This window comes from Rothia similimucilaginosa, assembly GCF_029850985.2.
GTDB lineage: Bacteria > Actinomycetota > Actinomycetes > Actinomycetales > Micrococcaceae > Rothia.
Window position 1 is genome coordinate 1,913,377 of the sequence record NZ_CM138149.1, and the last position, 23,572, is coordinate 1,936,948.

Here is a 23,572-nt window from a genome sequence, read left to right on the forward strand (position 1 = left end):
TAGGTGAAGGGATGAGGACTTACTTAGCCCAACCGACCTTCTCCCAGTGAGTACCGATGCCCTGGAAGAGGGCCACGCCGTAGTTGCGCAGACCCTTCTTCACGAACTTGTACTCGGGGCCGTTGATGAGCGGAATCAGCACTGCGAACTCAGCCAGGTGCTTCTTCTCGATCTCGTTGCAAGCCTGGTTGCGTTCCTTGTCGTCAGCAATGAGCTTCATCTTTGCAATCATCTCATTGATCTCATCGGAACCGGCTTCCTCGGGCTTACGACGCATGTAGAACTGCTCGGTAGCCTCGGTAGCATCCGGGGAGGTTGGAGCAAAACCGGAGGAGGTTGCGTCGTAATCCTTAGAGGCCATGGTCTTGTTGAACTCGCTAACAGCACGGGAGTCGAGCTCAGCATTAATGCCTACGGACTTCAGCTGCTGAACCAGGGTCTGACCGACAGCCTTGGAGGTGGGATCCTCACCGAAGATGGAGAACTTGAAGGCAGCCTGCTTGCCGTCCTTCTCGTAGAACTCACCGTTCTTGGTGTAGCCTGCATCTTCCAGAATCTTGGATGCAGCAGCAGCATCGTTGTTCGGGGTCGGGTAGTCGTCCTGGTAGTACTCGGTGAAGGGCATGTGAATCATCGAGTTGGGGAGCTTCTCTTCGTAATCCAGGCCCTGGAAACGAACCTTGGCGAGAGCCTCACGGTTCAGACCAACAACCACAGCACGACGCAGAGCAACATCCTGCATGCGGGCGGGGTTCATAGTCACGCCACCGGAGAACAGACGGGCGCCTCGGCGAATCTCGGTATTAGCAACGTCCTTGAGCTCCTTGTATGCGGAAGCAGTGGTAGCACCAATCGCATCAATCTCATCGTTCTTGAACGCTGCGCGCTCAGCAGCAGTATCCATCTGGCGGAAGACAATACGCTCCAGGACGGGCTTCTCACCCCACCACTTCTCGTTGCGGGTCAGGGTCAGGGTCTTCTCGGTCGAGTTCCAACCACCTTCAGCAATGGTGAAGGGGCCAACCCAGTACTCGGGGTGCGGCTTGTCAACGAAACCATTGTTGAAGAGTTCCTTATCCAGCAGAGCCGGGTGCACAATGCCAGCGAAGAGGGTCTCCAGCGGGTAGTAAGGTGCGGAGAAAGTTACCTTCACCTTGAAGTCATCACCGTTGCGCTCCACGGAAGCAATGCTGCTGTAGATGCCGCTGCTTGCGACCTTGTAGTCACCATCGGTGCTCTTAAGGATGTTCCAGGTAGCCTGCAGAGCCTTGTAGTCGATGGGGGTACCATCGTTGAACTTAGCCTCGGGGTTCAGCTCAATGGAGACGACGGGCAGCCCGTTTTCTTCGGCGACATCGAAGCTCTTCGCAAACTCGGGAGCCAAAGTGCGCTTACCCATGGGGTCACCCTGCCACAGGCCGGCGTAAGCCACGGGGCTCATAGCGGTCTGGGTCTACAGGGAGTTACCGTCCGCACTGAAAAGGTTGAAGTCCGGACCAATACCCGGAATAGCCAGGCGCAGAGTGCCGCCATCCTTCAGCTCAGAAACAGCAGCCTCAGCAAGGTCATAAAGCTCCTTGGCATCGGTACCCACGGTTGCACCCTGGGTGGTTGCCTTGGAGTTCTTGGACGAGCCGCACGCAGCCAGTACGCCCACGGTACCCAGTGCTGCAGCGCCACCGAGAACGGTACGACGGTTCAGGATGAAATTCTTCTCCATGAGAGTGTCCTCTTATACGTTTGACCCTCAATAATCCTGCAGGAAAGCGTCAAGGGTTCCCTGCTCATACGCCGCAATAGGGTGCGGTGAGCGATGAATTAGTGCCGGTCTATGAATGTGTTCCTTGAGGTACGCCCCTAGCGGCGCACCCACAGGCTTAATTATGGCTTACCTGCGGTATAGAAGCTCGCCTATAAATATTCATATCTTGAATGGTGAGAAAGGTTACGCCTAATCAGTGCGGTTTTTCCTATTTTCTTGCTGGTTTCAGTGCCTAGCACCACATTCTGAGACTCCCACAGTCTCACCAGGTGACAATCTCAAGCTGCACGCGCCTAACCAGTACCGGGCATTAAAAACCCGAGGGGCGAATATTCAACGAATATTCGCCCCTCGGCACACATGCGACTTATTCAGCCGACTCTAGAGCTACACCGTAGCGGCCTCAGCCTCAGGGTAGTAGCAAGCATAACCGTGATCCTCACCCTCAACGTGGGTCAGTTCCGGCATCTCCTCCAAGCAACGACGCTTCTTGTCCTCAGGCAGGAGCTTGAAGACCGGGCAACGGCTCGAGAAGCCACAGCCCTTAGGCGCGTTCACCGGAGTGGGCAGGTCGCCCTCAAGCATGATGCGGTGGCGCTTAGCCTCAATCTCGGGATCCGGAACCGGAATCGCCGAGAGCAGTGCACGGGTGTACGGGTGGATCGGGTTGTCGAACACCTGGTCGACGTCACCAATCTCAACAATACGACCCAGGTACATCACTGCAACGCGGTCGGATGCGTGGCGAATCACCGCGAGGTCGTGAGCAACCATCAGGTAGCTCAGGCCCAGGTTTGCGCGCAGCTCTTCCAGCAGGTTGATCACGCCAGCCTGGACGGACACGTCCAGTGCGGACACCGGCTCATCCAGAACCACAAGCTTGGGGTTCACGGCAAGCGCACGAGCAATACCGATGCGCTGACGCTGACCGCCAGAGAACTGGTTCGGGAAGCGGTTCACGTGGTCAGGCTGCAGACCCACAATATGCATCAGTTCGATAACGCGCTTCTTGATGTCTGCCTTGTTCATGCCCTGGTTTTCCAGCGGCTCGGCAAGCACCTCATAAACGGTGAAGCGCGGATCGAGAGCACCGGTGGGGTCCTGGAAAACCATCTGCTGGTGCTTACGCAGCTCAAGAATCTCACCTGCGGACTTGCCGTCCTTGGTGGAGGTTCCGTTAATCAGAATCTCACCGTCGGTGTTCTTATTGAACTCCATGATTTCCAGCAGGGTTGTGGTCTTACCACAACCGGACTCACCCACGATGGAGAAGCACTCGCCCTCACGGATGTCGAAGGACAGGCCGTTCACACCCTTCACAGTGCCCACGCGGCGCTTAATCAGCGCACCCTTCATGAGCGGGAAGTGCTTCTTGAGGTTGCGAACCTCCAGGACGGGGGCACGCTCCTCACGCGGAATACCGTCGTACTTCGATACCGGGGGCTCAGGAACCGGGTACAGCTCCTCAGCGGTCTTACCAACCAGATCCTGAGAGATGGTGCAGGATGAGTAGTGGCCCTCGCCAACGCCTTCCAGCAGCTGCAGATCGGGCTCGCCGTTGGAGTCCTGGCAGCACTGGCCACCGCTCTTAGCGATGGGGCAACGCGGGCGGAAAGAGCACGCGGTCACCGGGTTAATCAGGTTCGGAGGGGTACCCTCAATCGGCACCAGGGAGACCTTCTCGGAACGGTCCACACGCGGGACCGCACCCAGCAGACCGATGGTGTACGGGTGGGAGGGATACTTGTACAGGTCCTCTGCCTTCGCAATCTCCACCGGCTTACCGGCATACATCACCAGAATGTCGTCAGCCATACCAGCCACAACACCAAGGTCGTGAGTAATCATGATGGTTGCTGCGCCGGTCTCATCCTGAGCCTTCTGCATAACCTCCAGCACCTGAGCCTGGATGGTCACATCCAGTGCGGTGGTGGGCTCATCGGCGATGAGCACGCGGGGGTCATTCGCAATCGCCATAGCGATCATGATGCGCTGACGCATACCACCAGAGAACTCGTGCGGGAAGGAACGCAGGCGGTCAGCCGGGGAGGGAATACCCACCATACGCATCAGTTCGATGGAACGATCCTTGATAGCCTGCTTGCTCATGCCCTTGTTGTGGACCTTGAGCACCTCAGCAATCTGATCACCAATGGTGTACACGGGGGTCAGCGAGGACAGCGGATCCTGGAAGATCATAGAGATCTCCTTGCCGCGGTATGCGCACATTTCCTTATCGCTCAAGCCCAGCAGTTCGGTGCCGTTGTACTTGACCGAGCCGGTGATATCAGCGGTAGTCGGGTGCAGGCCCATGATTGCCATGGAGGCAACGGACTTACCGGAACCGGATTCACCCACAATACCCAGGGTCTTACCGGGGTACAGGTCAAAGTTCACACCGCGAACAGCATGCACGATGCCATTCTCAGTGTTGAAGCGGACGTTGAGGTCCTTAACGCTCAGAACGGGAGAGGTACTCATTAGTTCTTCGCCTCCTTTGCAGCGGCGGCAGGTGCCTCTGCCTTCTCGCTCTTCTTGGACTTCTTGATCTTACCGACAGACATGGAGGTCGGGTCGAATGCGTCACGCAGACCGTCGTTCATGAGGGCCAGCGGACCAACCAGCAGGAAGAAGAACAGAACCGGGAACCAGAACATGTGCGGCAGGGTGTTAATCTGTTGCGAAGCATCCGAAATCAGCGAGCCCAGCGAGTAGTTGGGGTACTTAATACCGATGCCGATGAAGGAGTAGGCAACCTCAGAGAGCACAGCGCTCATGATGCCGCTGGTAAAGTTCAGAACTAGCAGAGAGCCGATGTTCGGAACCAGGTGGCGCATCACAATCTTAAAGGGGTGCACACCCATGTAGCGTGCAGCCTTCACGAAGTCGCGGTTGATGAGGGACTGCGCCATTGCACGAATAACACGAGCGCTACCCATCCAGCCGAAGGTAATCAGCACTGCAGAGAGCAGAATCCAGGTGGGAACACTCTTCTGAATCTGCTTACCAACCTGACCGTTAATCAGAATTGCCAGAATCAGCAGCGAGGGAACCATGATCAGGGTCTCAAGGATGAACAGCATGATCTTGTCGATCCAGCCGCCGAAGTACGCCATCACACAGCCGTAGACTGCGGAGATGAACACGGTGACCAAACCAACGATCACACCAATTTCGAGAGAGGTCCAGACGGCCTCAACCATCATGGCGAACACGTCGTTACCCGCAATGGTGGTACCAAACCAGTGGTCAGCCGAGGGGCCTTCACCCAGCGCCATGTAGTCAATGTCGTTGGGCTTGTACTTGGTCAGGTACTTACCGAACAGGCCGAACAGACCCATGCCGATGAACACGGACAGGCCGAAGACTGCAGCCTTGTTACGCAGGAAGCGGCGCAGAATAATAACGCTCTTGTTGATGACCTTGAAGTCACCGTTCTCCTGTACCACCGGTACGGAGGAAGTTGCAGTTACCTGGCTCATGAGATCCTCACTCGGGGGTCGACGATGGTGGTAGCGATATCAGCGATAATCGCACCGACGGCGAACAGTGCAGAACCGTACGCAAGGGTCACGGTCGCAGCGTTCACGTCCTGCGAGGAAATGGAGTCAATCGACCACTTACCGATACCGGGCCATGCAAAGACGGTCTCGGCGAAGAATGCACCCGCAAAAATCAGCGGAATCTGGTACGCGATGGACTGTGCCACGGGGATGAAGGAGACGCGCAGTGCGTGGCGAGTAATCGCCTGGTTACGGGTCAGACCCTTAGCACGAGCGGTTCGCACGAAGTCAGCGTTCACGTTATCGAGCAGGTACTGACGCTGTGCAATCTGGTAACCAGCCCAACCGAAGATGGTCATACAGAAGGTCGGCACGATATAGTGCGCCGCCATATCGATTGTGATTTCCCAGAATCCAGTCAGACCCGGAGTCGAAATACCGGTCACGAAGAAAATCTTCTCTCCACCATTAGCAACGGCGATGTTGTTGATAGTGGTCGCACCCTGCTGCACCACGAAGTATGCAACGGGAGCGGGGATGATGTAGACCAGGTAGGAGTAACCGGTGATAACACGGTCAGAGAATTTGTACTGGCGAGCTGCCGAGTACACACCCAGGGCAATACCAATCACAATCGAGAGAATGGTAGCCACCAGCAGCAGGCGGGTGGAAACCCACACGCGCTGGCCAAATTCCTGGTTAATGTACGCGCCGTTGGGGCTACGGCCCCAATCGAACTTGGTGACCACATTGGTCAGCCACTGAACGTAGCGGTCCCAGGGGTTCATTTCGGGATCGAGACCCAGGGACGCGAAGTTACGGTTCACCTGCTCAGGGCTAGGCTTCGGAACCTTTTCCTGCTCCAAGAGGGCAGGCTTCAGAGCAGTAACCGCTGCAAAGTAACCCATCGTGGTCGTAATAAAGACCATGACGAGGTACGTCAGCGATCGCTGGAGGATGTACCTAAACATGGGACGGTTCCCCTCCTTGTGTAGATGTCGGTGTCATTGGCATGTGTGTCATGCGGCCCTAGCGCACTGCTTCGTGATGGCTGTCACTAGGAGCATAGTTACTTTATCTTATATAGCTCGTAACGCTTCCACCAAACCCACATTGGGTACTTTCACCCCTTAGAACAGCCTGTACGCAAGTTAAAAAAGTGCTGAATAAAAAAATGCCCCGGAATACCGGGGAAAAGGGGCGGATTAACAATTTTTACGAAAATTTTACATCCGAAACAATTAACCCCAGATAGGGACGTAATAACCTTTTCGATAAGCGGTTTAACAGGGTAAAACACCACGTAAACCCACCATTTAAGGGACTAAGCCAACACTTCCAACCCCTAAACCAAGCACTAAGGCACACCTCTTAAGTGCGCTATTTAAGGCAACGCACCCAAAAGCGGCGCCCCAGCGCAAGCAAAATGCTCGCACCGGGGCGCCACCTCTACAACTCTATGAAAGAGCAACTAGCCCCTAATGCTCGAATCCTTTGAGCCAGCAACCCACTCATCCGAGGCTTCTAGAGTCAACGATTCGGGAATCGTCCTACGGGTAGGGCCCCGCATGCTTTTCAGAGCCTGCGCATCCTTCGCCGCCATCTCTGGAGTAATCACCGGAATCGCGCCGGTCGCCGCACGGGCAATATCAACAGCCGGCTCAGTCTCCAGAGTCGTCGCCAGCGCATCCTCACGAATGAAGAACAGAAGCAGCGTAGATACCAGGCCCAGCGGCACCAAGTACAGGAAAAGCGGAATCAGCGCATCGTTATACGCATTCACAATGATGCCGTGCACCGGCTCCGGCAAAGACGCCACCAACTCAGGAGTCAGAGACGAAGACGCATGACTACCCGAAGACTGCAGCGCCTGCTGCGGCATACGCTCAGAAATCAGCGAGGTCAGACGCGAGGTGAACAGACCACCCACCAGCGAGGCACCCACAGTAGCACCCACCTGACGGAAGAAGTTATTCGACGCCGTCGCGGTACCAACCACGCTCACCGGGAACGCGTTCTGAACAATCAGAGTCAAGAACTGCATGGACATACCCAGACCGGCACCCATCACCGCAAGGTACGTACAGAACAGCCAGGTCGGAGTCTCAACAGTCACGGTCGACAGCAGGAACAGACCCAGCGCCACAATCGCGGTACCGGTCGTCACATAACGCTTATAACGACCGGTCTTCGACACCACGCGGCCCGTCACAATCGACACCACCAACATGACACCCATCATCGGAATCATCAGCAGACCAGCCACCGTAGCGCTTACACCCAGCGCCATCTGCAGGTAGGTCGGGATGTACTCCACCGCACCGAACATCGCCACACCCAGCGCCAGCGAAGCACCCAGAGTCAGCAGGAAGTTACGGTTCTTGAACAGGTACATGGGCATAATCGGCTCAGCCGCACGGTTCTCCACCGGGATGAACACCAGCGCAGCAACCACTGAGAAAATCAGCAGACCAATAATCTGCGGTGAAATCCACTCGTACTGATTACCGCCCCAAATCGTGGCAAGCACGAGCGCACTCGTACCCGCCATCAGAATCAGCGAACCAAGGTAGTCAATGTTGTGCTTCTCGCGCTCACGGAACGGGCGGTGTGGCAGCAAGAAAATTACCGCAAGAATCGACAGAATAGCCAGCGGCAAGTTCAGCCAGAACGCCCAACGCCAACCCGGGCCCTCAGTAATCCAGCCGCCAATCAGTGGACCAGCCACCGACGAGAACGCGAAAACGCCACCGATAATACCCATGTAGCGGCCTCGGTCGCGGGGAGGAATCACATCAGCAATCACCGCCTGAGAAAGAATCATCAGGCCACCGCCACCCAGACCCTGCAGGGCGCGAGCAAAAATCAGCCAGTTCATGTTCTGCGCGAGCGCGCCAACAATCGAACCCGCCATGAAAGCGACAATCGCAAAAATCAGGAAGGGCTTGCGTCCGAACTGGTCAGAAAGCTTGCCGTAAATCGGCATCGTAATCGTCGAAAGCAGGATGAAAATAGTAATCACCCAGCTCATGTGCTCCACGCCGTGAAGCTCACCGACGATTGTGGGCAGCGACGGCGCCAGAATCGTCTGGTTCAGCGAGGACATGAGCATCACAATGACCAGGCCCAGGAACATAGCGCGAATGCGGTTTTTACTTTCCTGCTTAGCCTCACCGGCTGACGGTTGGGGTAGTTTCTTTTCCTCTGCATTCATCGTTTAATCCTTAGTTACGTTCTATATGTGTTTGTTGTCAGCACCCGCCGGGTTCTTGATTCGGTTGCCCCGATCCGGTTCTAGCAGGCTTTTGTCGTTCGCAGTAGTGAACCGCCGTTAGATTGCGGGTCGGTTCTGCTCAAAAAGCAGGAACTGGAAGGTCTTCACCGTCTGGCGGATATGGCGGGCGATATCCTCTTTATCCTCCAGGTCACGGGCGAACTCCAGCTGGCGAAGCACCGCGGAGGCAAGCTGGACCTTTGCGCGCGATCGCTCGCGGAAGTGATCGGTCAGCGGGTCAGCGGGGGTTCGGCGCGGGAAGGGGCCGCGGCGGCCAGCAGCATCAAAAGCCACCCAATCAATGGTGTTGAGGTACTCGGTGAGCACTTGTTCGCACTTCATATAGTGCATTTTCAATCGTTTCGCGGACTCGGGGAACTCCTGATAGGGAGCTCGAGGATCCTTGCCCTTGGCGTAGTGGAAGCTCTGGAAAATGACCTCCCAGAGAAGGTGGGTTACACGAATAATCGTGTTGTCATCCTCGTGGGCGCGGTCTATTTCGAGGATTTCCTCGCTGACCACCGGCTCACGCAGACCCAGAACGGCGTCCTCTTTGGAGGGGAAGTAGTTGAAGAAGGTGCGCGGGGAGACGCCCGCCTCCTGGGCGATTTCTTCAACGGTGGTTCCGCGCATCCCGTGTTTGCGGACGCGTTTGAGGGCTGCTTCATGGATTGCCGTCCAGGTTTGTTCGCGGCGGCGTTCGCGAAGACTCTGTTCTTTTTTCTGCATGACTGCAATTATTTCATCACTGCATACAATGCTCAAGTGCATTTTTGGCGTTAAAGCTCACAGCAAAGCCAGCTGAGCTCCAACCCCACCACCGGAACACAATACCGACACATCGCGCTACAAAGCGGCAAACCCGCTCCCCCAAGCCCCACCCGAAACATCGCATAATAGAGAGGTGAACTTATTTGCCCCCACCTACCTCGACTTCCTGCCCTACTGGCTGCGCCTCGCACTCGGCATCGCCGATATCCTCATCCGACTCGCGGCCCTCTGCTGGCTCCCCTACAACCGCAAACCCGTGGTTGCACTGGGCTGGCTCATGGCGATCTTCTTCATCCCCTTCGTAGGGTTCATCGCATTCCTCTTCTTCGGCTCCTCACGCCTGCCCGCCTACCGCCGCGCACGCCAACACGCCATGAACGATATGATTCGCGAAGCCAGCGACAACAAGCCCTTTATCGCCCGCACCGACGACCTCTCCGACCCCGCCAAGGTAGCCAGCCAGCTCAACTACACCCTCGGCTCGCTCCCCCTGGTCGGCGGCAACCAGTTCACCCTCCACACCGACAACCACGACGCGATGGTCGCCATGGCAGAAGAAGTAGACCGCGCCACCAAATACGTGCACTTCGAGTTCTACATCACCGCCTACGACGAGGCGAGCGCAGTCCTCTGGGACGCCCTCTTCGCCGCCCACAAACGCGGTGTACAGGTACGCGTACTCATCGACCACATCGGCTCCCGCAAATACCCGTCCTATAAGAAGCTTGTGAAAATGCTCAACGACTCGGGTATGCAGTGGCGCCTCATGCTGCCCCTCAAACCGTGGAAGCTCAAGTGGCAACGCCCCGACCTGCGTAACCACCGCAAGGTCCTCGTCGTGGACGGCCTCGTCGCGTTCTCCGGTTCGCAGAACGCTATTCACCGCTCCTACGATCTACCTGAAAACATCAAAAAGGGTCTGGAGTGGAAGGATCTGACCTTCTCCTGCACCGGCCCCATCGTTGAAGAGCTCAACGCCGTTTTCGTCTCCGACTGGTACTCCGAAACGAACCAGCTGATCCTGGCAGAAATTAACACCACTATCCCCTACTACGAGGATGGAATGCGCGCCCAGGTTGTTCCCTCCGGTCCCGGTTTTGAAACTGACAACAACCTGCGCCTCATCAACTACTTGATCTACAATGCTGAGCGGCGTATCACCATCTGTTCGCCCTACTTCGTGCCCGAAGAGACCCTACTGCAGGCGCTCACGAACGCCGCATACTCCGGTATTGAAACCACCGTGATTGTGTGCGAGAAGGGTGACCAGTTCCTGCCAAACATGGCGCAGCGTTCCTACTACGAGCAGCTGCTGCAGGCGGGCGTGCGTATTCTGCAATACCCCAGCCCGACCGTGTTGCACTCCAAGTTCATGATGGTCGACGACGAAATCGCGTTCATTGGCTCGTCCAATATGGACCCGCGTTCCTTCTCGCTGAACATGGAAGTGTCAACGTTCATCATTGACCGCGGCATGGTCGCGATGCTGGATGAAGTATGCGCCGAATACGAACAGGTCTGCACCGCGCTGCTGTACACCCAGTGGGCGGAGCGCCCGCGCCGTATCAAGATGACGGAGAACCTCTGCCGACTATGGTCATCGCTCCTCTAAACTATTTTTTACCCATTCGCAGGGTCTGAGTTTTCATCTCCGCACTCGCTAAAGGACTATCAGTTGCCCCTTCTATTTCGTAAAGCACGGCGCAAATTCGCGGAACTCGATGCACACGATGTAGCCCAGCACATTTCCGCGTACACCTACGGTAATTTCTTGGTGCTGGCGGCTCTGCTGAGCATCTACGACGCGAACGCTATCTTTGACGGCACCGCGATCCTTTACATTACGGGTACCGGTCTGACCACTTACATTGCCCACGTCATCTCAGAAATGCAGGAGTACCGGGTACTGCACGGCAGCACCCCGCCGCGAGAATTCGTCAAGCGCGCGCTGGGCAACGCAAGCCCCATTCTGGGTACGACCGTGTACCCCGTGCTGTTGCTGATTCTGGCGGCAATCCTACCACCCGGCGCCACCTACGACATCATTTTTGACTGCACTATTCTCCTCTGTCTTGCGACCGTGGTGTGGCGTATTTTTAGCCTCAACTTCACGATTGCTCGCTACCGCGGTGAGCCACTCTGCTGGCGTACCTTCCGAAGCGCTGTGTGGCTCACCCTCGCGGTTATTGTTCTCGCGATTGTGAAGATTATGTTCACTCACGCTGGTAAATAACCTCAAAGCTCCCCTGACACTCAGATTAACCGAGATTAGGGGAGCTTTTGTATGCACCATCGCAGGATGCGCCGGGCCACAAGCCAGAGCAGTGCTACACGCCAGCCGCGCACAAGCGCATGCAGAAAAGGCAAAGGGCAAAAAGAAACACGCGGCACCTCCGACATCGCACACCTTCGTATGCGGCGAATGCATCGCGCGTTCATTTCTACCCTGAGTAGTTTAGCGCCATAAACGGTTTCCCGTGTGGATTGAAGAAGGTTTAATCTGCAACCACTCCGGCGCAAGCAGGCGAACAGCTTTCGCACAACCTGACAAAGCAGTAATAATCGACTCGCAACGCTGATTAAACTCGCTCTGGTGACGCTTATCCACAATCTGCCCCGGAAAATGGCGGTGCATCTTCGACACAGAGTCGCTACTCTCCTGCAAACCGTGGCCCGTATGGCCCGGAACATGCTTCACCAACACACGCTTCTCGCGGATAGCTTCCGTTAAAGCACACATCTGAGCTACAACACGCTCATCCTGAATACCCTCAGAAACCCAGGCTTCAAAAGCCCCACGGCTATGCGCCAAACGCAACACAAACGTCAACGCACCCAAAGAATCCGTGTGAATAATCAGGCGGCGCGACCCACTATGGAACACCGTATACGCCGCTAACATAGCCGACAGCTCACCGGTCATAATATTCACGCCATCATAGTGGGTATGAAAATAGAAGCCGTCCTCACTCACGCCAGCGATACCCATACGGCCGCCACGCTGATACTTCTTATTGTGAGTCGAACGGAACGAACAATCCGTGAAAACGCTATAGTCCTGCAGCTGATCCAGCGGTCGAGGGGTCAGGGCTTCCTCCACCATTTCATCCACAGCGGTACGTGCCGCACACACCTCAGCATGCATCCGCTCATAGGCGGACGTGCCAGCAAGCTTCACATGCACTTCACCCAAAGAATGGTTATCGTACGGGTCCAGCACCTTCTCAAAGGCGCGGTACTCCATAATCGCCTTCAGCTGATCGCAATCACGGAAAAGCTGCTTCAAATTCTTACGATCAGCAGCAATCGTGACCAGGTTCTGACGGTACTGCTCCGGAACCACATCCCACGCTATCAGTACCGCACGGCCCAGCAGACAGGGATGCACCTCATCACACGGCTCCATGAGGGAATGAACATGCGTGAAAAGCATCGGCTCCTCATGCACCACGGTACGGGTGCCGTCCTGTTTAGAAATAAAAACCACCGTCGACAAGGCTGAATAGCAGAAGCCCTGCGCCGTACGATGCTCTTGAGCTACCGCAATCACAGCAACACCATGATCCGTGTACCCGGCAGGGTACGAAGCGCTATAGTCGGGCGCCTCCCAAGTCAGGGTGCATCGTTTGATATGCGCCGGTGAAAATCCCATGAGTGTCACCCCCCATGCGTGCCATACCGCGTCTCCTTCCATTCATGCGGTGTATCATCCTCATTCTTTTATAGGTCGAAAAGAAAGGGGCACGCAAATATAAAATACCTTTTTTACGGTAAGCGAATGGGCCAGCCGAAAATCCTCTCAGACACCGCCACAGCACGTGAAAACCACGACCATTGCCTCCCCGAACCGGGGTTGAAGGTGTACGGTAAAAGAGTCATATACGACGCGGCCTCACGCCGCCCACCCCATAAGGAGAGCCCAATGATTGGTGTTTACGCCGGAGTATCCGTCAAGCCCAAGCACATCGAAGAATTCCTCAAGATCATCGAACCGCTCGTGACCGCAAGCCGCCAGGACGAAGGCAACGTCAGCTACGACTTCGGTGCCATCTCCAACACCAACTTCGCATTCATCGAGCGTTGGGAATCCCAAGAACTGCTCGAAAAGCACATGGGCACCGAGCACTTCCAGAAGGCTGTCGCCGCATGGGAGCCGCTGCTCTCCTCCGAGCTGGACGTTCGCATCGTCAACTTCCGCTAAACAACGTTAAATACCGAAGCTGCCCGGTACCCCCTATGTGAGGGGGACCCGGCAGCTTCATATATCAGCCTTCGAGCGAGCACGGCCACTAGCGGCGTTCTACGCCAACCTCCACCGAATCAAGAGTGAAACCATTCGTCGCGCTCACGCAATGCACCTTACCGGTATTCACCGACTTGCAGGTGTAACCGTACGCAGTCACCACCTGACCGGCAGGTAGCGCAGTAATACCCTCGGTATTCACCGGCTCCGGGGTGGCGGTCTGACCGACCAGGCTCACCGCAGGAGCCTGGCCCTGCACCATATGCACGCGCTGCTGCGCGGCACCGGAGGCGGCATCCCAACCATCCAGGGGTACACCCACCAGCGCCTGGCAATCCACACCCGACGGGGTCAGAGAGCACGCGACCCTAGAGTCCGGACTGGTGAAACGCAGCGCCTCAACAGTCTTCGCCGAATCGCCCTGACCGAAAGTGCCGCCGCCGTACGCCTTAGAGAAAGTCAACGTACCCGAGAGCATGCGGGTCTGCGCCGGAATCAACGCCAGGCTAGGCTTCTCAACGCTACCACCCTGCATGAAGCAGGCACCCGTAATGTAGTCGCGACCCTGCACCTTCGTAGCGCACTGGTACCACTCCACACTTGCCGAACCGTCCTGGTTCTTGCGGCTGTTGAAGAGACGCACCGCCTCCTGAGCCTTCGCACAATCCGAACCGTCATACACGTAAATACCGGCAGAACCACCCAGCAGGCTCGTCACACCGCAGCGGGTGCCCGCATCAATAGTGTTCGCGGAGCCGCTCGCCTTAGCGTACGCCGCCTCGTACTCAGCCTCCGTGCTCGGCTCATCGGTCAGGGTTGCTACAGCATCAAAAGTCGCAGGCGCATCCAGGCCGGCAGAAATCTGCACAGTATTCGGCTTCCAGGAGCCGTCCGCCGCTTTAAACAGGGTCTTCGCATCAACGGATGCCGAGGAAGTCGCGATCTTCATCGGGGTGGTTTCAGACTCATCAGCCTGCGGCTGAGCGGAGCAAGAACTCAAAGCGAGCGCACCGATGCAGGCAAGAGCCGCCAGAGCGCGACGAGTAAAAACACGCTGTGCGCGTGCGGGCAGTGTAACCATGGATACGTCCTTGTGAGGGTTGCGAATTGCGTTGTATTTGAGTGGTTGTACTGAGTCGGTAAAGCGGGTACCTAAATACCTCCTTACACCCTACTGCACCGCAACTGACAAGGCAATACCCCGCGCCGGGTATCCCACGATAGCAGACGAAGACGCGGATAAAGAACAGCGCCCCGCCCGCAGAAAAACCGCGGAACGGGGCGCTAGCCTATCAGGGCAATATATTAAATTCTCACACGATACGTGAGGGGCTTATGCGTCCTCGGGCAGGATGCGCACACCGCCCTTATCAGCCGAAGCAGCCAGCATGCCATACACCTTCAGGGCGTCCGAAACCTGACGCTCACGCGGCTTCGACGGACGCCACGGTGCAGTGCCCTTCGCCTCGCGGCGAGCAGCAAGCTCCTCATCCGAAACGTTCACACGCAGGATGCGGTTGTTCACGTCGATCTCAATCTCGTCGCCGGTCTGCACCAGGCCGATTGCGCCGCCAGCAGCAGCCTCCGGGGAGACGTGACCGATTGAAATACCGGAAGTACCACCTGAGAAACGACCGTCAGTGATCAGAGCACACTTCTTACCCAAACCCAAACCCTTCAGGTAGGAGGTCGGGTACAGCATCTCCTGCATACCCGGGCCGCCCTTCGGACCCTCGTACTGGATGACGACAACGTCGCCTTCCTTCACGTTTTTCGACAGGATCTCGTACACAGCCTCATCCTGAGACTCAACCACGAAAGCGCGACCCTTGAAGTGGAACAGTTCCTCATCAATACCAGCGGACTTAATGATCGCACCGTTCTGGGCGATGTTGCCGTACAGGACCGCCAGACCGCCATCCTTGGTGTACGCGTGCTCCACAGCGCGGATGCAACCATTCTCGGAGTCAGTCTCGTGGGACTCGTACTTGTTCGCGGTAGAGAACGCCTGAGTGGTGCGCACGCCACCGGGAGCCGCGAGGAACAGTTCCTTCGCCTTCTCACTCGCCTTGCCACCGCGGATATCCCACTCATCCAGCCACTCGTCCAGCGAGTCAGCATGAACAGAATGAACGTTCTTATGCAGCAGGCCGGCACGGTTCAGCTCACCCAGCAGGGCGGGGATACCGCCGGCACGGTGCACATGCTCAATGTGGTACTTAGTGGAGTTCGGGGCAACCTTCGCCAGGCAGGGAACCTGACGCGAAATACGGTCAATGTCATCCAGAGTGAAGTCAGCGCCCGCCTCGTGAGCAATCGCCAGGGTGTGCAGCACAGTGTTGGTTGAACCGCCCATCGCCACATCCAGCGCCATAGCGTTCTCGAACGCCTCCTTGGTCGCGATAGAGCGGGGCAGAACCGACTCGTCATCCTGCTCGTAGTAGCGCTTAGCCAACTCAACGATACGGCGGCCAGCATCCAGGAACAGCTCCTTACGAGCAATCTGAGTAGCCAGGGTGGTACCGTTACCGGGCAGCGCCAGACCAATCGCCTCATTTAGGCAGTTCATGGAGTTCGCGGTGAACATACCCGCGCACGAACCACAGGTCGGGCAAGCGTTCTTCTCAACCTGAGCAAGAGTCTCATCGCTGACGCTGTCGTTAACAGCCATCACCATGGCGTCAATCAGGTCGAGGCGGTGCTCAACAACACCCTCAATGCCCTCGCCGGACTCCATCGGGCCGCCAGAGACAAAGATAGTGGGGATGTTCAGGCGCATAGCCGCTAGAAGCATACCGGGGGTGATCTTGTCACAGTTAGAGATGCACACCAGCGCGTCAGCACGGTGGGCGTTAACCATGTACTCGACCGAGTCAGCAATCAGATCGCGGGAAGGCAACGAGTAGAGCATACCGTCGTGGCCCATCGCGATGCCGTCATCAACGGCGATGGTATTAAATTCCTTGGCGACACCGCCAGCCTCACGAATCGCGCCGGCAACCAGCTCACCCATATTCTTCAGGTGCACGTGGCCAGGCACGAACTGAGTGAAGGAGTTCGCGATAGCAATAATGGGCTTGCCGAAGTCGTCATCGCCCATACCGGTGGCACGCCACAGGGCGCGGGCACCAGCCATGTTACGGCCGTGAGTTGAAGTACGTGAACGCAGTTCTGGCATTGTTTTACCTTCCGTAGTGATGCAAGTACTGATTTTACGCGCGGCGTCCAACGCTCTTCAGCTCAGGGTCACTTTGGTTTCATACATCGAAACGCGCACGAGCCCGCAACCGCCTATCAGTGGGAGGGTTGAGGCCACGGGGGTTGTGCCGGATCTGCGGCAGAATTGCCCCCTTTGGGATAAATGGGGACATCACCCCATTATGCCCCCTAATCTGGAATGAGCCCAGGGTGCGGGCGGCGATATTCAATCGGCGAACGCACCGGGAGGCGGCGGGGCACTATGCCTGCCGCGTACGGGCCTCACTGAGCATACGTAGCAGCGTACGTAGCACCGGGGCGGTTCGTTTCCAACACACTGGTTTATACATGCTGAACCCTGCATACGTTTCAGAAGGTTTCCATGACACAGGCACCCACCGCATCGCCCACCCTCACCCCGGCAACCACCCCGGCAGGTGGCAAAGACTTCGCGTCCTCCGTCATCTACCAGGTGTACCCCAAGTCCTTCTACTCCTCAGCGGGTGGCGCCTACGGCGATTTGCGCGGCATCATCGAGAAGGTGCCCTACATTGCCTCCCTGGGCGTAGACATGGTGTGGTTCAACCCATTCTTCGCCTCCCCGCAGAACGACAACGGCTACGACATCTCCGACTACTACGCCATCAATCCCGACCTGGGCACCATGGAGGACGTCGAAGAGATGATTGCCGCCCTCGCCGAGCACGGTGTGGGCGTCATGTTCGACATGGTCCTCAACCATATTTCGACCGAGCACGAGTGGTTCCAGCGTGCGCTCGCCGGTGAGCGCGAGTACTGGGATTACTTCTACATTCGCCCCGGCAAGTACACCGAGGACAGTCAGCTGCGCGAACCGACCAACTGGGAGTCGAAATTCAGCGGCTCCTGCTGGTCCCGCTTTGGCGAGTACACGGATGAGCACGGCACTCCCCTGTTCTATATGCACTTATACGACCGCACCCAGGCAGACTTGAACTGGTACAACCCGACTGTGCGCGACGAACTGTTTAAGGTCGTGAATTTCTGGTACGAGAAGGGCGTGCGCGGTTTCCGTTTTGACGTTATTAACGTCATCGGTAAGGGTGAAGAGCTGCTCGACGCCCCCGAAGGCACCGTGGACAAGGCACAATACACCGACACCCCGATTGTGCACACCCGCATTCAGCAGCTGAACCGTGCCTCGTTCGGTCAGTATGATGACACCGTGACCGTGGGCGAAATGTCTTCGACCAGCATCGAAAACTGCGTGGACTACTCCAACCCAGCAAACCACGAGCTGGATATGGTGTTCAGCTTCCATCACCTGAAGGTAGATTACGAGAACGGCGAGAAGTGGTCAAAGGTACCGTTCTGTTTTGCCGAGTTGAAGCAGATTCTGAACGATTGGGCGCTGGGTATACAGGCCGGCGGCGGCTGGAATGCGCTGTTCTGGAATAACCACGATCAGCCGCGTGTGCTGAACCGTTTTGGTGACGTTGAGCGTTACCGTGTTGAGTCGGCAACCATGCTGGCGACCGTAATTCACCTGCTGCGCGGTACCCCGTACGTGTACCAGGGCGAGGAAATCGGCATGATTGACCCGGTCTACTCCTCGATCGAGCAGTACGTGGATGTGGAGGCACGCAACGCCTACGTGATGCTGCGTGAACGCGGTCTGAGCGAGCACCAGGCTCTGGAGATTGTGGTGTCGAAGGCTCGGGATAATTCGCGTGTGCCGATGCAGTGGACCGCGGACCCGGCGACTGCGGGGTTTGGTTCCGCGTCGCCGTGGCTGGCTCCCGCCCCGGTGCGTGATGCGGCAACCGGTGCCGGTATTTCGGTGGAGGATGAGGAACGTAACGGCGTGATTCTGCCCTACTACCGCACCCTGATTGCCCTCCGTAAGCAGTACCCGGTCATCTCTGTGGGTTCGTACGCACCCTACGCGCTAGATCACGAGCGGGTGTTTGCATACCTGCGTGAGCTGCCCGCTGGTGCTGCGAACGGTAGCCTGGCGCAACGCCTGCTGGTGCTGACAAACTTCTACGGTGAACCGACCGAGGTTGAGGTTCCGGCTGAGTTCATTCGTTCCGGTCACGTACTGTTGTGTAATTACAAGAATTCTGCGGTCGATTCCACCGCGGCGGACTCTGCCGTATCTGATTCAGCTGAGACAGTGACGCTGAGCCTGCGCGCCTACGAGGCTCTGACGCTACTGATTGAGGACTAAAAGCTAGTGTATGCCTCTACCCAGATGTGTGGGAAGAGGGCGATATAATCCGACCTGGCAATATTCTATTTCTAGAATATTGCCAGGTCGGATTTGTTTACGCCTATTTCTGCAGAGGAATTTATGAGTAATGTCAGGCGGAGTCTTAGAAACCGTGCTCACTCAGCCAGGTAGCCGCTGCCTGCGCGGGCTCTTGCTTAGAAGTACCCGAAACACGGTCATTGAGGGTGCGCAAATCGGCGGTAGTCAGCTTCGCCGAGACACGATTCAGAACCTCCGCCGCGGAGTCGGGAACTCGCGACGTATTGATAATGGGCAGCACCTGTTGAGCCAAAATCATGTTCTTCGGGTCCTCCAGCACCACCAGCTGATTCTGCTCAATCGCGGGCGTGGTCGAGTAGAGGTCAACCACCTGCACTGTGTCATCCAGCAGGGCCTTGACGGTCAGCGCACCACCGCCGTCCGAGAGGGGTACAAACTCGGCGGGGACGCATCCGTACTTCTCTTTCAGACCCGGGATACCGTAGGCGCGCTCAGCAAACTCCGGGGCGGCGCCGAGCTTCAGATTCGTACAGTGGGGAGCGAGGCCTTCAAGGCTTCGCAGACCATACTTTTGGGCAGTCTGCGCGGTAACAACCAGGGAATCCTTATCCTCCGCCTCGGAGGCGTTCAGGGCGCGAATTTCAGCCCCGGAGTCACCCGTGGTGAGGGTGCCGAGAGCGGCGGGTAGCGCCTGCAGAATCTCCTGCGCAGTACTAGCTGTAGCCTTCGGGTCCAGGTAAAGTAGCAGGTTGCCGGAGTAGTCCGGGATAATGTCCACCGCGCCGGAGGCCAGTGCCCCCAGGTACGCTTCGCGGGCGCCGATACTCAGCTGGGTGCGGGCGTTGAAGCCCGCCCAGACGAGGGCTCCGGCGTAGATTTCAGCGAGGATTTGGGATTCGGCGAAGGCTGCTGAGCCGACGATGATTCCTTCGTGTTCGCCCCTGAAGACTTTGTCGCCGCTGAGCCCACAGGCGCTGAGAATACCCGCCATGCCGAGCGTTCCAGCGGCGGTTAGGGCAGTGCGACGAGATACAGCGCGGCACGTGAAGGTTTGAGGTGTCTGATTCATCGGGTTCATGCCTTCTTCCAGTTGGTGGTGAGCCCCGCGGGAGTGAGCGCACGTTGCACAAGACCCATGAGTGCATCCACGGCGAAGGCGAGAAGCGCTACGAGCAAGGTTGCGACGAGCATACGCGGGTAGTCGCGCACAGCGAGCCCGTCGAAGAGGTACCTGCCAAGGGTTCCGCCACTCAGGTAGGCGACGATGGTCGCGGTCGCGATGACCTGCACGAGTGCGGAGCGGAGCCCGCCGAGCATCATGTTGGCGGCGAGCGGAATCTCGAGGCGGGTCAGAATCTGCCATTCAGTCAGGCCTTGGGCGCGGGCTGCGTCCACGAGGTCTTCCGACACGGCGGCGAGTCCTTCAAGAACTCCGGCGAGCAGGGGTGCCGCCGCAATAATAATGAGCACGATGAGAGCGGGCAGGGTTGAGACGCCCAGCCAAAGCGCCAGGATCGTCAGCAGACCGAGCGCGGGCAGCGCGCGGGTGGCAGCAACAGCGCTCATGAGCAGGTTGCTGCGGGGGCGGTTAGTGCCGTCAGAGGGTCGGTGGTGTCCAGCCCAGAGGCCAAGGGGTACGATGATGAGCGCCGCGCAGGCAGTGGCGAGGGCGGTGACGCTCAGGTGTTCAAGCAGGCGCACGAGGATTCCGCCGCTTCCCTGCCAGTTGGTACCGTCCATGAGGTAGGCGAAGGTTCGTTCTATGACGTTCACGGGTTATGCCCTCCTTTCGGGGCTGCGGCGGTTCGCAGCCGTACCCGCCTGCCAGGGCGTAAGTGCCTTCGTCAGAAGGGTAAGGAGCAGGTCGAGGACCAGCGCCAGCAGCAGGCTAAGAATCACGCCAGCCAGGATTTCCGAGGGGATATTGCGCGCGAGTCCGTCGGTGAAGAGCGTGCCGAGCGAAGGCACACCGATGAGGGCACCCACGGACACCATCGCAATATTTGCCACGGTTGCCACGCGGATTCCCGCCATAATAACGGGCACGGCGAGGGGCAGGTAGAGCTCCATCAGTGCTTGTTGGGGCGTGTATCCGAGGGCGCGGGCAGATTCGTGCACGCTATCGGGTACGGAGTCGAAAGCGTCCACACCGGAGCGCACCATGAGCGAGAAGGAGTAGATACTCAAGGCGACAAGCACGTTCAGCGGGGAAATAATGGAGGTTCCCAGAATAAGCGGCATCAGCACGAATAGTGCGATCGAGGGGATGGTATACAGCAGCGAGGAGAGGTGCATGAGGGTTCGTGCACCAATGCGGCGTTCGGAACCACGGTCGCGGCGACGGCTCGCGTAGTAGGCGACCGGCAGCGCGAGGAGAGTGCCAATTACGACGGGCACAATACCCTGGTAGAGGTGGCTGAGGGTCAATTCGAGGACGTGCTGGCTATTGTTGACGACCCATTCCCAGTGCATATCGCCTGCGGCGAGGGGTTGCGCGGCGAAAGGTGATGCCGCGAACACAATATTTTCTGGAAGGCTCATTAGCTTTTCTCGCCTTCTACCGCACCGTTCTGTGTTTCTCGGGAGGCAGTAAGTCGGCGCGCGCGAGCCTGGCGCATCGTCTGTTCATCCAGCAGACCGGCAACGGAGCGGCTCACGAAGGAGCGCACAAAATCATCGGCGGGACTGTAGAGAATCTCTTCGGGAGTACCGAACTGTGCGAGGCGACCACCCTCCGCGAAGACAGCGATTGTATCGCCGAGCAGGAGCGCCTCATCAATGTCGTGGGTAACGAACACGATCGTCTTGGCGAGTCGATTCTGCAGGCGCAATAGCTCTTTCTGCAGATCGGTACGCACCACCGGATCCACCGCGGAGAACGGCTCGTCCATCAGCAGGATGGGCGCATCAGCTGCGAGAGCACGCGCCACACCAACACGTTGCACCTGACCGCCCGAAAGCTGAGAGGGGTAGCGCTTCGCATACGAAGAATCCAGACCGACCACATCGAGCAGTTCGAGGGCACGTACCTGCGCCTCCTTACGGGAGGCGCCGAGCAGACGCGGTACGGTGGCAATATTCTGCGCGACGGTGCGGTGCGGCATGAGTCCACCCTGCTGCATCACGTAGCCTATGCCGCGGCGTAGCTCGTAGGGGTTCTTCTCGTGCACGTTCACACCGTCAATGGTGATGGTTCCGCTATTGGGCTCCACCATGCGGTTAATCATGCGTAGACTAGTGGTTTTACCGCATCCGGAGGGTCCGACGAATACGGTAATCTGACCGGCGGGAATGTGCAGGTTCAGGTTCTGCAGCACCGTGGTGGGTTCACCGGTTCGGCTCAGGTAGCTCTTGGTGATGTTGTCGAAGTGGATTCCACCCGCCTGAGCGGTGGCGGCAGCAGCATTTTTTACCCAGGGAATTTGGGGCGAGCTTGGAATCTGAGGTGAGCTCTCCGGAGGCTGAGCGCTGGGATTCTGAGCGGTCATGGGTGTGGCAATCCTTTCTGCAGCCTGGTGTTACAGCCCAATTTTACAACCCGGTGCGTGCACCGTTCCCGCAGAAATATTTGAATCAGTTTTCTGCAGAAATCTATCTAGAATGAGCATGACATTGTTTCCGCATACACAAAGGCGGCACCTCAGGGTTTTATTCCCAAGATACCGCCTTTTTGACAGGTTTGCAGTATTTGCAACCGCAAAGTTTTTTAAAAACAAAACCCGCCCCACTGTAGAAGCCTGGAGGCGGATTTCGTGGCTCCGACCGGCGTCGATCCGGTGACCTTACGATTTTCAGTCGTACGCTCTACCAACTGAGCTACAGAGCCTTGCGTATTTACTTTTAGATACGCAATGACCGCGTCTTCGGATGATGAATCATCTGAACTTACGCGGCCAGAGCGACCCCGACGGGACTTGAACCCGCGACCTCCGCCGTGACAGGGCGGCGCGCTAACCAACTGCGCTACGGGGCCTTGTTGGAATCAACAGAAGTAAATTCTATATCATCAAACTTGGCTTTGCAAAATCGTGAGATTTGCAAGTACCCCCAACGGGATTTGAACCCGTGCTACCGCCGTGAAAGGGCGGCGTCCTAGGCCGCTAGACGATGGGGGCCTAGTCGATCGAACAGGTTCAGTTTTCTTCATCCCGTCGTTCGAACCTCCACTAGTTTATGACAGGTTCGCGGAGGCATGCAAACCGTTTTTTCAATTTTGCCCGATTTTGACCCTTATTTTTAATCGTTTATAGCCTGGCACATATGCGTTTAAGCTTATCAATGAGGATTCAGAAAAACTTCAAAAAATTTTAAAATTTCTTCACAACACCCCATATCAGGGACTTTTGGAGAGGTTTTAGCGGCTTTTGGGTGCCCATAGAGGCTCTGAGAAAGCCTTATTATTTACCCTGATCCACACTAATTTCTACGGATCTTCTTCAGACTCTTCCAAAATTTTGTTTCCCAGAGAGCCCGAAGGGAATCCAAAGATGCTTTAGATACCCCCTCACATGAGCTCCGGGAGTTAGTTTTCCACCCCGCACTCACCTCACGGCAGCCTAAAACAGCAGAA

Annotated in this window: 18 protein-coding genes and 3 tRNA genes; 4 read left to right on the plus strand and 17 right to left on the minus strand. The window is 57.0% G+C overall.

Going from position 1 to position 23,572, the window contains the following annotated elements; all coding sequences use genetic code 11:
* Positions 1-19 precede the first annotated feature (19 nt).
* From QFX07_RS07835 to QFX07_RS07865, 7 genes are all read right to left on the minus strand, one after another.
* Positions 20-1,441 carry an ABC transporter family substrate-binding protein gene (locus QFX07_RS07835; protein ID WP_279755008.1) on the minus strand — a complete coding sequence of 474 codons (1,422 nt, stop codon included), beginning with the start codon at positions 1,439-1,441 and terminating at the stop codon, positions 20-22.
* A 12-nt stretch (positions 1,442-1,453) separates the two neighbouring features.
* Positions 1,454-1,720, minus strand: coding sequence for a hypothetical protein (locus tag QFX07_RS07840; protein WP_279755007.1), 267 nt, complete (start codon positions 1,718-1,720; stop codon positions 1,454-1,456).
* Positions 1,721-2,149: 429 nt separating this feature from the next.
* On the minus strand, positions 2,150-4,243 hold the full coding sequence (locus tag QFX07_RS07845; RefSeq protein ID WP_279755006.1) for an ABC transporter ATP-binding protein: 2,094 nt from the start codon (positions 4,241-4,243) through the stop codon (positions 2,150-2,152).
* On the minus strand, positions 4,243-5,244 hold the full coding sequence (locus QFX07_RS07850; protein ID WP_279755005.1) for an ABC transporter permease: 1,002 nt from the start codon (positions 5,242-5,244) through the stop codon (positions 4,243-4,245). The genes QFX07_RS07845 and QFX07_RS07850 overlap by 1 nt, the downstream gene beginning before the upstream one ends.
* Positions 5,241-6,236 carry an ABC transporter permease gene (locus QFX07_RS07855; protein ID WP_070629231.1) on the minus strand — a complete coding sequence of 332 codons (996 nt, stop codon included), beginning with the start codon at positions 6,234-6,236 and terminating at the stop codon, positions 5,241-5,243. The genes QFX07_RS07850 and QFX07_RS07855 overlap by 4 nt, the downstream gene beginning before the upstream one ends.
* A gap of 500 nt (positions 6,237-6,736) precedes the next feature.
* Positions 6,737-8,479 (minus strand): MDR family MFS transporter, encoded by a 1,743-nt coding sequence (locus QFX07_RS07860; RefSeq protein WP_279755004.1) that lies wholly within the window; start codon positions 8,477-8,479, stop codon positions 6,737-6,739.
* A 117-nt stretch (positions 8,480-8,596) separates the two neighbouring features.
* Positions 8,597-9,268, minus strand: coding sequence for a TetR/AcrR family transcriptional regulator (locus tag QFX07_RS07865; protein WP_279755003.1), 672 nt, complete (start codon positions 9,266-9,268; stop codon positions 8,597-8,599).
* Positions 9,269-9,443: 175 nt separating this feature from the next.
* On the opposite strand from QFX07_RS07865, the gene cls reads away from it, so the two are divergent.
* On the plus strand, positions 9,444-10,922 hold the full coding sequence (gene cls, locus QFX07_RS07870) for a cardiolipin synthase (protein ID WP_279755002.1): 1,479 nt from the start codon (positions 9,444-9,446) through the stop codon (positions 10,920-10,922).
* A gap of 63 nt (positions 10,923-10,985) precedes the next feature.
* Positions 10,986-11,543, plus strand: a complete 558-nt coding sequence (locus tag QFX07_RS07875) for a hypothetical protein (RefSeq protein ID WP_279755001.1) — start codon at positions 10,986-10,988, stop codon at positions 11,541-11,543.
* A 222-nt stretch (positions 11,544-11,765) separates the two neighbouring features.
* Here the strand turns inward: QFX07_RS07875 and QFX07_RS07880 are convergent, their stop codons facing one another.
* Positions 11,766-12,962, minus strand: coding sequence for an RNase H family protein (locus QFX07_RS07880; RefSeq protein ID WP_279755000.1), 1,197 nt, complete (start codon positions 12,960-12,962; stop codon positions 11,766-11,768).
* 270 nt (positions 12,963-13,232) lie between these two features.
* On the opposite strand from QFX07_RS07880, the gene QFX07_RS07885 reads away from it, so the two are divergent.
* A complete protein-coding gene (locus tag QFX07_RS07885; protein WP_279741457.1) occupies positions 13,233-13,511 on the plus strand; it encodes a putative quinol monooxygenase in 279 nt (92 codons plus the stop codon).
* An 88-nt stretch (positions 13,512-13,599) separates the two neighbouring features.
* Here the strand turns inward: QFX07_RS07885 and QFX07_RS07890 are convergent, their stop codons facing one another.
* Positions 13,600-14,634, minus strand: a complete 1,035-nt coding sequence (locus QFX07_RS07890) for a 2-oxoglutarate dehydrogenase (RefSeq protein ID WP_279754999.1) — start codon at positions 14,632-14,634, stop codon at positions 13,600-13,602.
* Between the two features lie 252 nt (positions 14,635-14,886).
* Positions 14,887-16,731: a dihydroxy-acid dehydratase gene (gene ilvD, locus QFX07_RS07895; RefSeq protein ID WP_279741461.1), complete on the minus strand. Its 1,845-nt coding sequence runs from the start codon at positions 16,729-16,731 to the stop codon at positions 14,887-14,889.
* A gap of 402 nt (positions 16,732-17,133) precedes the next feature.
* Here ilvD and QFX07_RS07900 point away from each other — a divergent pair, with 402 nt between their 5' ends.
* The gene (locus QFX07_RS07900) at positions 17,134-18,960 is read left to right on the plus strand and encodes an alpha,alpha-phosphotrehalase (RefSeq protein WP_279754998.1); all 1,827 of its coding nucleotides are present in this window, start codon (positions 17,134-17,136) and stop codon (positions 18,958-18,960) included.
* A 145-nt stretch (positions 18,961-19,105) separates the two neighbouring features.
* Here the strand turns inward: QFX07_RS07900 and QFX07_RS07905 are convergent, their stop codons facing one another.
* The 7 genes from QFX07_RS07905 to QFX07_RS07935 all read right to left on the minus strand — a co-directional run bounded on the left by QFX07_RS07905 (position 19,106) and on the right by QFX07_RS07935 (position 23,117).
* On the minus strand, positions 19,106-20,071 hold the full coding sequence (locus tag QFX07_RS07905; RefSeq protein WP_279754997.1) for an ABC transporter substrate-binding protein: 966 nt from the start codon (positions 20,069-20,071) through the stop codon (positions 19,106-19,108).
* 5 nt (positions 20,072-20,076) lie between these two features.
* Positions 20,077-20,775, minus strand: coding sequence for an ABC transporter permease (locus tag QFX07_RS07910; RefSeq protein ID WP_279754996.1), 699 nt, complete (start codon positions 20,773-20,775; stop codon positions 20,077-20,079).
* 3 nt (positions 20,776-20,778) lie between these two features.
* Positions 20,779-21,543, minus strand: coding sequence for an ABC transporter permease (locus tag QFX07_RS07915; RefSeq protein WP_279754995.1), 765 nt, complete (start codon positions 21,541-21,543; stop codon positions 20,779-20,781).
* Positions 21,543-22,490, minus strand: coding sequence for an ABC transporter ATP-binding protein (locus QFX07_RS07920; RefSeq protein ID WP_279754994.1), 948 nt, complete (start codon positions 22,488-22,490; stop codon positions 21,543-21,545). Before QFX07_RS07920 ends, QFX07_RS07915 begins: the two co-directional genes overlap by 1 nt.
* Before the next feature lie 265 nt (positions 22,491-22,755).
* Positions 22,756-22,828: transfer RNA gene (locus QFX07_RS07925), tRNA-Phe, on the minus strand.
* Positions 22,829-22,901: 73 nt separating this feature from the next.
* A tRNA-Asp gene (locus QFX07_RS07930) sits at positions 22,902-22,975 on the minus strand.
* A 69-nt stretch (positions 22,976-23,044) separates the two neighbouring features.
* A tRNA-Glu gene (locus QFX07_RS07935) sits at positions 23,045-23,117 on the minus strand.
* Positions 23,118-23,572: the final 455 nt, after the last annotated feature.

Coding starts and splice junctions, on each gene's coding strand:
- QFX07_RS07845 (WP_279755006.1), bottom strand. CDS start 4,243: ATGAGTACCTCTCCCGTTCTGAGCGTTAAGGACCTCAACGTCCGCTTC.
- QFX07_RS07835 (WP_279755008.1), bottom strand. CDS start 1,441: ATGAGCCCCGTGGCTTACGCCGGCCTGTGGCAGGGTGACCCCATGGGT.
- QFX07_RS07865 (WP_279755003.1), bottom strand. CDS start 9,268: ATGCAGAAAAAAGAACAGAGTCTTCGCGAACGCCGCCGCGAACAAACC.
- QFX07_RS07920 (WP_279754994.1), bottom strand. CDS start 22,490: ATGACCGCTCAGAATCCCAGCGCTCAGCCTCCGGAGAGCTCACCTCAG.
- ilvD (WP_279741461.1), bottom strand. CDS start 16,731: ATGCCAGAACTGCGTTCACGTACTTCAACTCACGGCCGTAACATGGCT.
- QFX07_RS07885 (WP_279741457.1), top strand. CDS start 13,233: ATGATTGGTGTTTACGCCGGAGTATCCGTCAAGCCCAAGCACATCGAA.
- QFX07_RS07850 (WP_279755005.1), bottom strand. CDS start 5,244: ATGAGCCAGGTAACTGCAACTTCCTCCGTACCGGTGGTACAGGAGAAC.
- QFX07_RS07855 (WP_070629231.1), bottom strand. CDS start 6,236: ATGTTTAGGTACATCCTCCAGCGATCGCTGACGTACCTCGTCATGGTC.
- QFX07_RS07900 (WP_279754998.1), top strand. CDS start 17,134: ATGACACAGGCACCCACCGCATCGCCCACCCTCACCCCGGCAACCACC.
- QFX07_RS07915 (WP_279754995.1), bottom strand. CDS start 21,543: ATGAGCCTTCCAGAAAATATTGTGTTCGCGGCATCACCTTTCGCCGCG.
- QFX07_RS07880 (WP_279755000.1), bottom strand. CDS start 12,962: ATGGGATTTTCACCGGCGCATATCAAACGATGCACCCTGACTTGGGAG.
- QFX07_RS07860 (WP_279755004.1), bottom strand. CDS start 8,479: ATGAATGCAGAGGAAAAGAAACTACCCCAACCGTCAGCCGGTGAGGCT.
- QFX07_RS07905 (WP_279754997.1), bottom strand. CDS start 20,071: ATGAATCAGACACCTCAAACCTTCACGTGCCGCGCTGTATCTCGTCGC.
- QFX07_RS07840 (WP_279755007.1), bottom strand. CDS start 1,720: ATGGAGAAGAATTTCATCCTGAACCGTCGTACCGTTCTCGGTGGCGCT.
- QFX07_RS07890 (WP_279754999.1), bottom strand. CDS start 14,634: ATGGTTACACTGCCCGCACGCGCACAGCGTGTTTTTACTCGTCGCGCT.